Annotated in this window: 10 protein-coding genes; 4 read left to right on the top strand and 6 right to left on the bottom strand. The window is 64.9% G+C overall.

The genetic code is table 11. The features are described 5' to 3' along the window. Positions 1-18 precede the first annotated feature (18 nt). Positions 19-852, top strand: coding sequence for a citryl-CoA lyase (locus tag FBZ93_RS34345; protein ID WP_146991847.1), 834 nt, complete (start codon positions 19-21; stop codon positions 850-852). Continuing rightward, positions 849-1,898, top strand: coding sequence for an amidohydrolase family protein (locus tag FBZ93_RS34350; protein WP_208764097.1), 1,050 nt, complete (start codon positions 849-851; stop codon positions 1,896-1,898). The genes FBZ93_RS34345 and FBZ93_RS34350 overlap by 4 nt, the downstream gene beginning before the upstream one ends. Here FBZ93_RS34350 and FBZ93_RS34355 read toward each other — a convergent pair. Continuing rightward, entirely contained in the window at positions 1,852-2,850 is a 999-nt protein-coding gene (locus FBZ93_RS34355) for a LysR family transcriptional regulator (RefSeq protein ID WP_146991848.1), read from the bottom strand. The genes FBZ93_RS34350 and FBZ93_RS34355 overlap by 47 nt on opposite strands. A gap of 131 nt (positions 2,851-2,981) precedes the next feature. Between FBZ93_RS34355 and FBZ93_RS34360 the strand changes: the two genes are divergently transcribed. Next, the gene (locus tag FBZ93_RS34360) at positions 2,982-4,289 is read left to right on the top strand and encodes an MFS transporter (RefSeq protein ID WP_146991849.1); all 1,308 of its coding nucleotides are present in this window, start codon (positions 2,982-2,984) and stop codon (positions 4,287-4,289) included. A gap of 18 nt (positions 4,290-4,307) precedes the next feature. Here the strand turns inward: FBZ93_RS34360 and ilvA are convergent, their stop codons facing one another. From ilvA to FBZ93_RS34385, 5 genes are all read right to left on the bottom strand, one after another. Then, positions 4,308-5,849, bottom strand: a complete 1,542-nt coding sequence (ilvA, locus tag FBZ93_RS34365) for a threonine ammonia-lyase, biosynthetic (protein ID WP_146991850.1) — start codon at positions 5,847-5,849, stop codon at positions 4,308-4,310. A gap of 333 nt (positions 5,850-6,182) precedes the next feature. Continuing rightward, on the bottom strand, positions 6,183-7,373 hold the full coding sequence (locus FBZ93_RS34370; RefSeq protein ID WP_146991851.1) for a M24 family metallopeptidase: 1,191 nt from the start codon (positions 7,371-7,373) through the stop codon (positions 6,183-6,185). Between the two features lie 19 nt (positions 7,374-7,392). Further along, positions 7,393-8,799, bottom strand: a complete 1,407-nt coding sequence (locus FBZ93_RS34375; protein ID WP_146991852.1) for an MFS transporter — start codon at positions 8,797-8,799, stop codon at positions 7,393-7,395. Positions 8,800-8,817: 18 nt separating this feature from the next. After that, the gene (locus tag FBZ93_RS34380) at positions 8,818-9,543 is read right to left on the bottom strand and encodes an alpha/beta fold hydrolase (protein ID WP_167529341.1); all 726 of its coding nucleotides are present in this window, start codon (positions 9,541-9,543) and stop codon (positions 8,818-8,820) included. 77 nt (positions 9,544-9,620) lie between these two features. After that, positions 9,621-11,240: an FAD-dependent monooxygenase gene (locus FBZ93_RS34385; protein WP_146991854.1), complete on the bottom strand. Its 1,620-nt coding sequence runs from the start codon at positions 11,238-11,240 to the stop codon at positions 9,621-9,623. Between the two features lie 109 nt (positions 11,241-11,349). Between FBZ93_RS34385 and FBZ93_RS34390 the strand changes: the two genes are divergently transcribed. Next, positions 11,350-12,246 carry a LysR family transcriptional regulator gene (locus FBZ93_RS34390; RefSeq protein ID WP_146991855.1) on the top strand — a complete coding sequence of 299 codons (897 nt, stop codon included), beginning with the start codon at positions 11,350-11,352 and terminating at the stop codon, positions 12,244-12,246. Positions 12,247-12,410 lie beyond the last annotated feature (164 nt).

A 12,410-nucleotide genomic window follows, 5' to 3' on the forward strand; every position in this document is an offset into this window, starting at 1 on the left:
CAATCGAGGACAGATGCCATGACCGATCAAGGCTCCGCAGACCTGCTGCAAAAGGCCACCCAATGGTGGTCGACCGACATCATCGACATGAAGCCGGGCGTGATCCGGTTTCGCGGCTTCCCGATCGAGCAATTGATCGGCCGGGTCTCGTTCCCGCAAATGATCTGGCTGATGCTGAAGGGTGATCTCCCATCGGCAGAGCAAGGCGCGCTGCTGGAGGCTGCGCTGGTCTCCGCCGTGGATCACGGTCCCCAGGCGCCGTCGATCGCGATCGGACGGATGGCCGTGACCTGTGGCCTTCCCCTGAACGGCGCGATGGCCTCGGCCATCAACGTGCTGGACGACATTCACGGCGGCGCCGGTGAGCAATGCATGGAGCTGTACGCCGATATCGCGCGTCGCCAGGACGCGGGCATTGAGTTGAAGGCAGCCATCCAGCAGGGCCTCGACGATTTCGCCGCGGCAAATGGAAAGATCGTGCCCGGTTTCGGGCACCGCTTTCATCCGATCGATCCGCGCTCGCCACGGCTGCTCGAACTGGTCGACGCGGCCCGCAGGGACAACGTGGTGTCCGGACGGTTCGCCGAGATCGGCCGCGGCGTCGAGGCCGAGATGCAGCAGCGCAAGGGCCGCAAGATTCCCATGAACATCGACGGTGCGACCGCGGTCATCTATTCGGAGCTGGGCTTTTCGCCTGCGCTGGGCCGCGGCCTGTTCATCCTCTCGCGGTCCGTCGGCATCCTTGCACATGCCTGGGAGCAATCGCAGCAAGGCGGCCGGATCAAGGGACCGATGCCGCCCGGCATCCCCTATCGCTACACCGGACCGGGTCCACGGGATTTCGCCAAGTGATCGCGTCGCCGGGCGGAGGCGGCAACTATCTTGCCGTGCGGCCGGACTGGCTTGCGCGCGGCGTTGAGGCGGCGCTCGAACCCGAGCTGCCGATCATCGACGCCCACCATCATCTCTGGGACCGGCAAGGCTGGCGATATCTGTTCGACGAGTACCTCGCCGATATCACCGGCAGCGGCCACAACGTCATGGCGAGCGTCTTCATGCAGTGCCAGGCGATGTACCGCGCCGACGGACCGGCCGCGATGCGCGTCGTCGGCGAAACCGAGTTCGTCAATGGCATCGCGGCCATGAGCGCGAGCGGCAATTACGGACCGCGGCAGCTTTGCGCCGGGATCGTCGGGCACGCGGACTTACGTCTCGGAGACGATGTAACGCCGGTGCTGGAGGCCCACATCGCCGCCGCGCCGGACCGGTTTCGCGGCGTCCGGCATATCTCGGTGTGGGATGCGGATCGAAGCCTGATGAATCCGCTGAGTGCAGGTCCGCCCGGCCTGCTCCGCGACGCCGAGTTTCGCGCCGGGTTTGCGCGGCTGGCCCCTTTGGGACTCGTGTTCGACGCATGGCTGTTCCACCCGCAAATTCCTGAGCTGACCGAGCTCGCGCGTGCGTTTCCGCACACCACTGTTGTGCTCGACCATCTCGGCGGGATCGTGGGCATCGGCGCGTACAAGGATCGGCGCGATGACATCTTCATCGAATGGACGCGCGCGATCCGTGAGCTCGCAAGATGCGAGAATGTCTGCGTCAAGCTCGGCGGCCTTGGCATGCGCATCAATGGATTCGGTTTCGAGACACGCGACGCCCCGCCGGCGTCGGAAGTCCTTGCAGAGGCCTGGCGGCCCTATATCGAAGCCTGCATCGAGGCATTCGGCGCACAACGGTGCATGTTCGAAAGCAACTTTCCGGTCGACAAGGGCTCCTATGGCTATGGATCGGTGTGGAATGCGTTCAAGCGCCTGACGCGCCATGCCAGCGAGAGCGATCGCGCGAACCTGTTCAGTGGGACTGCCGCACGCGTTTATGGGCTCGCTCGGCCCGGCTGACCACGATGGCCGGGATGGTGGTTGCGGCGTCCGTCATGCCGGGCAGCGTGACCTGTTCGAGGAAGTCACGCCCTCTGGATTTGAGCAGGCTCACCACCCGCTGCGCGGCCGGCGACAAATAGCCATCGCGGCGGGTGACGAAGCCGAGCGGCCTTCGCATCGTGGTGGTGTCAATCATCAGGCGGTCGAGCTGGCTGCCCAACCGAAGCGGATGCAGGTTCCGCGTGGACGTGAAGCTGAGCAACGCCGTGTCGGCAATCAGCTTGGGCAGCGTCGTGATCGAATTGGTCTCGATCTGGACCGTCGGCGGCGCAAGACCATGCGCTTCGAAGACGTTGTCGAGCCATTGCCGCATCGCGACGGTGCGGGCCGGCAGCACCCATTTCGCGGCGACGAGGTCCTCGATGGTGAGCCGCTTGCCGCACAGCGGATGGTCCTTTGCCGCGACGACGACGACGTCGTCCATGCCGAACGCCTCGTGGCTGAACTCCTGCTCGTCGGATGGAAGGATCGGGCCGATCGCAAGATCGAGGGTGCGCTCGCGCAGCGCCGCTCTGACCACGCCGCTCATTCCGATCTGCACCTCGATCGCGAGGCCCGGCGCATCGGCGATGATGGCGCGGCAAATCTGCGGCAGCAGGTATTCGCCCATCGTCGCACCGCAGCCGATGCTGACGCGACCGGCCGCACCGGCGGCGAAATCGGTAACCTCGCGCAGCGACTCCTCCATCGCCTCGCGCATCCGCCGGGCACGTGCCAGCAGCACTTCACCGACGCGCGTGAGGGTGATCCCGCGCCCGGTCCGCTCGAACAGGTCGGCACCCACGGCTTCCTCGAGGCGCTGAATGCATTTGGTCAGCGCGGGCTGCGTGCGGCCGAGCTTGTCCGCGGCCCGGCCCATATGCCCGAGATCGGCAATCACCTCGAAATAGGTGAGGTCGCGAAGGTCCACCTCTTCCTCCCGGTTATCGATTCCTGAACATTAGCGATTGGACCGCTGTCCGCTCTTTCTGGCATCCCTGACCCTAACACAGCCGGTACCCGTCAGGGTAACCGGCCGGGAATGCAGGGGAGGATCAGCGGATGACCGAGATCTCGGCTAACGGATCGTCGACGGAAGACCATCCGGACGCAGGGTTGCTCGCGAGCGCCCTTTCCAAAAACACCTGGCGCCTGGTCCCGCTGCTCGGCCTCGCCTATCTCTTCAACTATCTCGACCGCACCAGCGTCGGCTTTGCTGCGCTGCAAATGAACAAGGCTATCGGCCTGAGCGCCACGCAATTCGGCTGGGGCGCCGGCATCCTGTTCTTCAGCTACTGCCTGCTGGAAGTCCCCAGCAACATGATGATGTACCGGTTCGGGGCCCGGCGCTGGCTCGCCCGCATCATGATCACCTGGGGCCTGGCGGCCGCGGCGACCGCCTTCGCAGTCGGACCCTACAGCTTTTACGCGATCCGCTTTCTGCTCGGCGTGTTCGAGGCCGGCTTCTTTCCGGGCGTGATCTGGTACCTCTCGATCTGGTTTCCGGAGAAGCACCGGACCGGCGTGCTTGCCCTGTTCATGGCCGCAACGCCGCTCTCCTCGCTGCTCGGCAGCCCGATCTCGGCGGCCCTGCTCGGCATGGACGGATTCTGGGGGCTCGCAGGCTGGCAATGGATGTTCCTGCTCGAAGGTCTTCCGGCTTGCCTGCTCGGAATTCTCTGTCTCGGGCTGCTCGCCGACACGCCCGAGCAAGCCCGCTGGCTCACGCCTGAGGAGCAGCACGCGCTTCTCGCCGCGCTCGCCGGCAACAAGCACGACAAGCCCAAAAAGGATCTGTGGGCCGCCATGCAGGATATCCGTGTGCTGATGCTCACCGCGATCACCTTCGCCTTCACGATCGGCTCCTACGGCATCGGCATCTGGCTGCCATTGATCCTGAAGAGCCACGGCTTGAGCAACATGCAGGTCGGTTGGCTCTCGGCGATCCCCTATTTGTTCGCGACGATCGGCATGCTGTTCTGGGCGCGTCTCGTCGATCGCAACGGCCAGAAGATCTACAATCTCATGGCCGCGCTGATCCTCGGCGCCCTTGGCCTTGCGCTCTCGGTTGTCTTCGGCTCGCTCGTTCCGGCGCTCGCCTGCCTGACGCTGGCGCTGGTCGGCACCATTTCGGCGCGAACGGTGTTCTACACCATCCCGCAGAGCTTCCTGACCGGCGCCGCAGCCGCCGGCGGCATCGCGTTCATCAATTCCGTCGGTGCATTCGGCGGCTTCGTCGGTCCCTACATGGTCGGCTTCCTGAAGGACGCGACAGGTTCGTTCAACGCCGGCATGATCGGGATGGCGGTGATCCTTGTGATCGCGACGGGAATTGCCGGCTCGCTCAAGCTGGTCGTTGGCAGGATTTGAATCACTGCGAGTGGATCTTCACCCCTGCTCGGCGGAGAGAAACAGCCGATACGCCGGATTCTCGCTCTCGTTCCAGTAGGGATAGCCGAGCGTATCCAGCGCCTGGACGAACCGGGCGCGCTCCTGCGGCTTGACCTCGATGCCGGCCAGGATGCGTCCGTAGTCGGCGCCGTGGTTGCGGTAGTGGAACAGCGAGATATTCCAGTCGGGCGCCAGGCTTTCGAGGAATTTCAGCAGCGCGCCGGGCCGCTCCGGAAACTCGAAGCGGTAGATCACTTCGTCCCTGAGCAGCGGTGCGCGACCGCCGACCATGTAGCGCACATGGTCCTTGGCCATCTCGTTCTCGCTTAAGTCCAGGATCGGATAGCCCTCGCGGCGCAGCAACTCCATGACCTCCCGCTTCTCGGCCTCGCCGCGGCTCAGCGCGATGCCGACGAAGAGCTGCGCCGGCGCGGTCGTCTCGTTGAAGCGGTAGTTGAACTCGGTGATGGCGCGCGAGCCGAGGATGCGGATGAAGCGCCGGTAGCTGCCCGGCTTCTCCGGCACGGTGACCGCAAGCAAGGCCTCGCGATGCTCACCGACCTCGGCACGATCGGCGATGGTGCGCAGCCGGTCGAAATTCAGATTGGCCCCGCTGTTCACGGCGATCAGGCTGCCGTCGCTCAGCGCGCCGCGCTCGGCGTAGGCCTTGAGGCCCGCGAGCGCCAAAGCCCCGGAGGGCTCGGCAACCGATCGCACGTCGTCGAAGACATCCTTGATCGCCGCGCACATCGCGTCGGTATCGACGGTGACGACCTCGTCAAGCAGGTCGCGGCAGAGCCGGAATGTCTCGGCTCCCACCTTGCGCACGGCAACACCATCGGCGAACAGTCCGACCTGATCCAGCGCGACGACGCTTCCCTTGGCGAGCGCCGCCGCCATCGACGCAGCATCTGCCGGCTCCACACCGACGACCTTGATCGACGGATTGAGGAACTTCACGAAGGCGGCGACGCCGGCCGCCAGCCCACCCCCGCCGATCGGCACGAAGATCGCCTCGATCGGATCGGGATGCTGCCGCAAGATCTCCATCCCGACGGTGCCCTGGCCGGCGATCACATCAGGATCGTCGAACGGATGCACGAAGGTCAGGCCGCGCGCGACCTCGATCTCCCTGGCCTTGGTTTGCGCATCGTCAAAGGTGTCGCCATGCAGGACCACGTCGCCGCCCAGACGGCGGACGGCTTCGACCTTGATGGCGGGCGTCGTCCGCGGCATCACGATCGTCGCGGGAATACCGAGCTTGCGCGCGGACAGCGCCACGCCCTGCGCGTGATTGCCCGCCGACGCACAGATCACGCCCAGCCTGCGCTGCGCGTCCGGCAGCCTGACGATCTTGTTGTAGGCGCCGCGAAGCTTGAACGAGAAGATCGGCTGGAAGTCTTCCCGCTTCAGCAACACACGTCGCGACAAGCGTTCCGAGAGCCGCGGCATCGGATCGAGCGGCGTCTCGACCGCCACGTCGTAGACCCGGGCGGTCAGGATGCTTTGGGCATAGTCGCGGAGCGCGTTGGCGGTCATCGGGTCGCTTCTGTCGATGGGACGCAATCCTTATCGGTTGCACCTGCCCATCGTCGGCGCCGACCTGGCGAGCAGACGGCACGGAACCGCCGCTGCATCCAGCTCGAAGCATCGCATGACCGGAGGCGCGAGTGAAGCAAAGACCGCCGGCAGGGGGGCGTTGCCAAAATATCGAAAACAACCCCATGCAAAGCAACTGGTGGCGGCCGGCAACTTGACACGTCGGGCAACTCAGGGATATATTTCTAATATTCCGAAATAGGCCGACGTACGCCTCCAACGCCACAGCCAATCGGTGGCCCATCCAAACATGCCGTCCAGGCGCTGACCGATTCACGCCATGAGACGCGATGAATTCCATTCCCGGCCATGGTCGCCGGGTGCTTCCCAGCCCGACTCGGTGACGATCAGCGTGTCCTCGAGCTTGATGTAGCCGCGCGCCGGATGCAGCAGCGCGGTTTCGATCGAGATCACCATTCCGCGCTCGAGCGGCCGGTCGGCGTCATACGGCGCATAAGGCACCGGGCCGGTTGCGGTGAGGCGCGGCGCCTCGTGGCTGACGAGCCCTATGCCGTGGGCGGTGAAGTCGAGCACCGCGCGATGCGGCGACGATTTGACCGCAGCCTCGCCCCCCGCAATGATGTCGCCACCCATGGCGCCCGGCCGGATCGCGCGCCGCGCCACCTGCTGGATGTCCTCGATTTCTTGCAGCAGCTCCCGCAATTCGCTGTCGGGCTCACCCAGGATGCCCATGCGGCTGAGGTCGCCGATATAGCCCCGGTAGTTTCCGCCGGAATCGATCGAAATCACGTCACCTTCCGCAAGACGCTGGTTCGACGGCGCGCGGTTATGGCTCTTGCCGGCGGCGATCAGGCAGTATTCGAAGACGAGATCGCGCTCCTGCTCCTCACGGCGCAGGCGGGCGACGACATCGTTCTTGGTCATGCCTGGCGCGCAGCTTCTAAACGTCGCCATCATGGCATCGACGACGCGTTCGGAAGCCTCCCTGATGAGATCGAGTTCGGCAGGAGATTTCACGGCGCGAAGGCGTTCGAGCATGAAATGGGCCTCGTGGAATTCGGCATCGTTCAATCCAGCACGGAGATGATCCCTCGCATCGGCCGGCAGGAAGCCCGCCTCGATACCGACACGCCTCGCCGCACCGCCGAGCCTTCTCACATGATCGATCGCGAGGGCCATCGCATCGATCGTTCCCCAGCTGCCTGTCTTGACAAGCGGCGTCCATATCCGTCCGAGCTCCTGCTCGAACTTCTCCATGCGGTTGCCGATGTAGATGGAGTTCTCAGGGCGTCCCTTCTGGTAGACGAACACCGGCAGATAGCGGCTCGTGCCAATCGCCTCCATGACGTCGAAGAAGAAGAAACGATATCCGCCGAGCAGATACTGCACGTTGTGACGCGAGGTTGCGATCAGGATGTCGAGCCGCGCCTCATCCATCAGCCGATCGAGCTTCGCGGTATCGAACGGCGCCGTTGTTGCGATGGTGTCGAACGCGTTGTCCATGGTATGATCCTTCGTCTTCTCAGCTTGCGGTTTTCGCGGCCAACGATTTCGGTGTGGCGCCTGCGTTCTCGCCGAACAAGGCCACCGGGCGGCCGTGCGGCTCGACGCCAAGGAACGTGAAGGCGAGCCCGATCAACAGGCCCGCGCCGGCAAGGAAGCAGAACGCCGGCATCACCGCCGCGGCGGTCGCGCTTGGATGCACGAGATTGTCGGCCCCGGCGATCAATGCAAGACACAGCGGCCCGACGATCTTGCCGACCCCGTTCGAGAGCTGGGCAAGGCCGACCGCGCGTCCCGACAGCTGAACCGGAAAGATCTCCGCGGGATACGGCCCGATGTTGGAAAATCCACCATCGAAGAACACGGCGCCGACGATCAGGAAGACCAGGAACAGCGGCACCGAGCCGGCGAAGTCGTTGTGGAAATAGGCGGCCAGCGCCAGCGAAACCGCGGTGCCATAGCCCATCAGTTGGCCACACGGCTTGCGGCCGATCCGATGCGCCAGAAAGGCGAAGCCGGTTCGGCCGAGGACGCCGGCGAGGCTGACATAGATGAACATCTTGGCCGCCTCCTGCGGCGCGACGCCAAGCAGCAGCGCGACGATGGTCGGCCCCCACAGGAACACGCCGTAGTTCGCGGTGCTGGCGCCGAACCAGATCAGCACCGTCAACCAGAAGCGCCGCTGCTCGGCAAAGATATCGGCAAATGTTGCGGAACTCGCCTGCGGCAGCGTGGGCAACGCGAATTCATCGCCGCCGACCCGATAGAGTTTCCGGATGCTCGCCTGGGCTTCGCGCACGCAGCCCTTGCTGATCAGCCAGCGCGGCGATTCCGGCATGATGATCATGGTCAGAATTCCGAGGATGATCGGCAGGAAGCCGACCGCCGCCAGTCCGCGCCAGCCGACCAGCGGCAACAGGAAGCTCGCCGTCACCGACGCCGACAGCACGCCGAAGGCAACCGGCACGACCACGAGGCTCGTGACCAGCGTGCGATGACGGGTCGGAGCGAATTCGACGATGGCCGGAACCGCCGCCGCCGCGCCCGCGGCAAGGCCGAAGCCCACGAAGAAGCGCAGGACCGCGAACGCAATCCAGCCGTCCTCCGGAATGAACGCGATCGCGCCCGAGGTCAGGCCGCACAGCATGACGCCCGCCACCGCCAGCGGCTTGCGCCCGAAACGATCGGCGAGGATCCCGGCGGCGAACGCCCCGAGCATCGCCCCGATCCCGGCGCTCATCAGCATGATCGAGGTCTGCCCGAACGTCAGGTGCCATTTCGGCGCCAGCACCGAGACCAGAAACCCGACCACGAAGAAATCGAAGAAATCGACCACGCCGGAGATGGCGAAGATGATGATCGATAGCCAATAGCGCGTCGTCACCGGCGCTTCGTCGAACGGCACCGCGTTCGTTTGCTCTGCCATGGTCTCCCCCTGTTGTTGTCAAGCCGCCTTCTTTTTTGAATTCAGAAATGCCGCCACCGCCTCCGCCACCCGCTCGGGGGCCTGGATCGAGGCAACGTGGCCCGCGTTTGCGATCGTCCTGGTTTCGACGTGGGCAAGATCGCGGGCGAGTGCGAATGTCTCCGCATTCGGGATCAGCCGGTCCTCGCCGCCCACGAGCAGCAGCGTCGGGCGATCGAAACCGGCCAGGTCGGCGGCGACAGGTTGCGCGAGCAGCGCGCCGCGGCGCGCCTTCTGGCCCTCGTCGCGGCTGGAGCCACGGAAGATCTCGATCAGCTCGGGCCGGGCGCGCAGGTACGCCGGCGGGAAGAAGAACTCCGCAATCTTTGGTGCGTTGCCTGCAGTGTCGCCGCGGTACGACGCGAGGGCACGGAAGGCATCCGCGTTGACGTCCAGCGGGCTCCTGTTGACCTTCCAGGTGCTGCTCAGGATCAGGCGGTCGATGCTGCCGGGATGGCGCGCTGCCAGCACTTGCGCGATCTGCCCACCCAGCGAGGTTCCGAAGACATGGGCACGATCGTAGCCGAGCCCTCGGATCAAGGCGGCGGCATCGTCGGCCAGATCGGCCAGCGAATAGGACGACGGGGGATTCCTGGTGGCGCCGGAGTCGCGCTGGTCGTAGGCGATCACGGTGAACTGCGCCGCCAGCACCGGTGCAAGGCCATCGAACATCGAGTGATCGGCCTCACCGCCATGCAGCAGCACGATCGGTTCGCCGCGTCCGGATTTCTCATATGCTGTAACGACGCCGTTCGATTCGAATGATTGCATCGGAGCCCCCGTCAATGCAGCAACGTCGAGAGCGCGCCGGCCAACTCCTTCGCCGGATCCGACGGCAGCCACGGCATCCGCCACGCCACATGTCCATCGGGGCGCACCAGCACGGCGCCGCGCATGCCGAGCTGGAAGCCGTCCGCCGGGTCGGCTGACGGCAACTGCTTCAGCGAGAGCGGCAGGCGGGTCTTCTCGGATACCTGCTTGCCCGCCTCCAGCCACTCGCTGCCGAGCGGACCGGTGACGACGGTGAATTCCTTGTCGAACCAGTCGAGCGTCGATTTCTTGCGCGACGGCTCGAGCCACATATGCGGAAAGCGCGCGCCAGGGCGATCGGTCGGCGTGTAGTAGCGGGAGTTCAACGCCTTCGCGACGGTGCCGTCGGGGATCACTGCGCCCTCTTCGTAATTGTGGCCGAGGTTCTGGCCGATGCTGTGCAGATGATTGTCCATGTCGTTGATCCAGAATTTGATCCGGTCCGGATTGCGCGATCGCACGGCATCGTCGGTCAGCCCAAAGCGCAGCCGGTTGCCGTAGCTGAAATTGGCGTTGGACTGCGCGATCGGGCGGCGTTCGCTGGAATAGCTGTCGAGCAGCTTTTCATCCGCGAGGCCTTTCAGCACGAAGGCGAGTTTCCATGCGAGATTATGCGCATCCTGAACGCCGGAGTTCAGACCGAACCCGCCGGTCGGCGGAAACCGGTGCGCGCAGTCACCAACCAGAAACACCCGGCCCTTTCGAAAGGTCTCGGCGACCTGCATGCTGACGCGCCAGATCGAACGGTTCAGAAGCGTGACATCGAGATCCGGAATGCCGACATGGCCGCGCGCGATCTCGATGAACTCCTGGTCGGTCCACGGCCGCTCGCGATCGTCCTTGGTCAGGCCGATCTGCGTCACGGTCAGCCAGCGATCCCGGCCGTTGGTGTTCAGGATGCCGGCGCGCGGCAGGTCGGGCCTTTCAGGGACGATGATGAAGCCGGCGGCTTCGCGCGCGATAGGCAGCCGCGACAGATCGGCCCGCCAATATTCGTTCGACATCACCGCCAGCGTCGACGGCCCGACCATGTCGATCCCGGCGCTGCGCCGGGTTTGGCTGCCGGCGCCGTCGGCGGCGATCAAATAGGTCGCCGTCCAATGAGTCACCTCGCCGGTCTTCTCGCAACGGGTCGTGACGTTGACGCCGCTGTTGGTCTCCTCGAACGATTCGCAGGACGTGTTGAACAGGACCGTGGCGTGTTTGGACTTCTCGACCACGCGCAGGATCTCTTCCTCGACCGCGTCCTGGGCGACCAGGCTCTTCCAGGCCGGCGTATGACCGACATTCGGTTCGGGACGGGTGCGGCCGAACTCGTGACCTGCGATGCTGTCGAGGAACACGAACATGTCGGAATTGTCCTGCAGGCCGCGATCGCGGATCGCCTGCTCGATGCCCCACTGCCGGAAGATCTCCATGGTGCGGACCCAGCAGCCACGCGACTTGGGATGATCCGTCGTCGTCGGGCTCTTCTCGACCACCACGCAGTCGACGCCGAAGCGGTCGAGCAGCAGCGACATCGCAAGGCCGACCGGCCCGCCGCCGGCGATGAATACGGACGTCTGGCGTGCCTCGTCGCTGGCGATGCCCATGCTCGTGTCTCCTCGGTTTGATCGTTGAGCGGAGACTGCTCTCTTTTTGCTATCTCACAAGAATATGTTTGATATGGTTTCCATCTCGATTTGAGATGGAGCCGGCATCATGGACCTGCGACAGATCCGCTATTTCGTCGCCGTCGCCGAGCGCGGCGGCTTTGCCGCCGCAGCCAGCACGCTGAACGTTGCCCAGTCGGCGCTCAGCCGCCACGTCAAGGAGCTCGAGGACGAACTGGGCGGCGCGTTGCTCGAACGCGGCGCACGCGGCGTCTCCGTCACGGAGTCCGGCAAGGTGCTGCTCGCGCGCGGGCGCTGGCTGCTCGGCGCGATCGACGACATCAAGGCCGAGGTGCGCACGGAAAATCGTGAGCCCAGCGGTACGGTGCGGATCGGCGCGCCGCCGAGCCTCGGCGATGTCATCTACGCGCCGCTGGCCCAGACATTCGTGAAGCAGTTTCCGCGCGTACGGCTCGAGTTGAGTGAGGGACTGACCGAGAACCTGTCCGAACGCCTGTTGCGGGGCGAGCTCGATCTGGCAATCGTGACGACCCCGTCCCCCAACGATCACCTCGACTATGAGATGCTCGTCGTCGAGCAGGTGTTCGTGATCGGACCGCCGCGCGATCCGCTGCTGAAGCGCGGCAGGCTGACCCGCAAGGAGTTCGATGCCCTGCCATCCGCCGTGGCGCCGCTCAGCCGCAACCCGTTCCCGCCGACCATGCTCTGCGCGGTGCGGGTCGACAACAGCACCCCGATGAAGCGCATGGTGGCCTCGGGCCTCGGCTACGCGTTGCTGCCGTTCTCCGGCATTCACCAGGAGGTGACTACCGGAGCGCTGTCGGCAGCGCTGTTGCCATGGATGCACGCCGACCGCGTGCTGGCGCTGCCGCGCGGCCGGCCGGTCAGCCGCGCAACGCGCGAGGCGATTACCGTATTGAAGAAGATCTGCCGCGCGCTGATCGATGAGGGAATTATCCTGACCGCGCCGTCGCGCAAGGTCTGAACGCTCTCCCGCTCCGCCCTTCCGGTCGACCAAACGTCTTGACCATAGTTGTCATGACAACTATAGAGTCATTCCAAGATTGGCGATCAAGCCGGCTGTTTCCCCAAGGACGGACGAGAGCCGTGACGCGGCAATCGCTCTGCGGGCGACCTTGGGGTTTGCCT

The sequence above is a fragment of the Bradyrhizobium macuxiense genome, assembly GCF_007993935.1.
Lineage (GTDB): Bacteria > Pseudomonadota > Alphaproteobacteria > Rhizobiales > Xanthobacteraceae > Bradyrhizobium > Bradyrhizobium macuxiense_A.

What these genes read in the sequence shown, in the direction of transcription:
- FBZ93_RS34345 (WP_146991847.1), top strand. Translation starts at nt 19, where the DNA reads ATGACCGATCAAGGCTCCGCAGACCTGCTGCAAAAGGCCACCCAATGG.
- FBZ93_RS34360 (WP_146991849.1), top strand. Translation starts at nt 2,982, where the DNA reads ATGACCGAGATCTCGGCTAACGGATCGTCGACGGAAGACCATCCGGAC.
- ilvA (WP_146991850.1), bottom strand. Translation starts at nt 5,849, where the DNA reads ATGACCGCCAACGCGCTCCGCGACTATGCCCAAAGCATCCTGACCGCC.
- FBZ93_RS34370 (WP_146991851.1), bottom strand. Translation starts at nt 7,373, where the DNA reads ATGGACAACGCGTTCGACACCATCGCAACAACGGCGCCGTTCGATACC.
- FBZ93_RS34375 (WP_146991852.1), bottom strand. Translation starts at nt 8,799, where the DNA reads ATGGCAGAGCAAACGAACGCGGTGCCGTTCGACGAAGCGCCGGTGACG.
- FBZ93_RS34385 (WP_146991854.1), bottom strand. Translation starts at nt 11,240, where the DNA reads ATGGGCATCGCCAGCGACGAGGCACGCCAGACGTCCGTATTCATCGCC.
- FBZ93_RS34390 (WP_146991855.1), top strand. Translation starts at nt 11,350, where the DNA reads ATGGACCTGCGACAGATCCGCTATTTCGTCGCCGTCGCCGAGCGCGGC.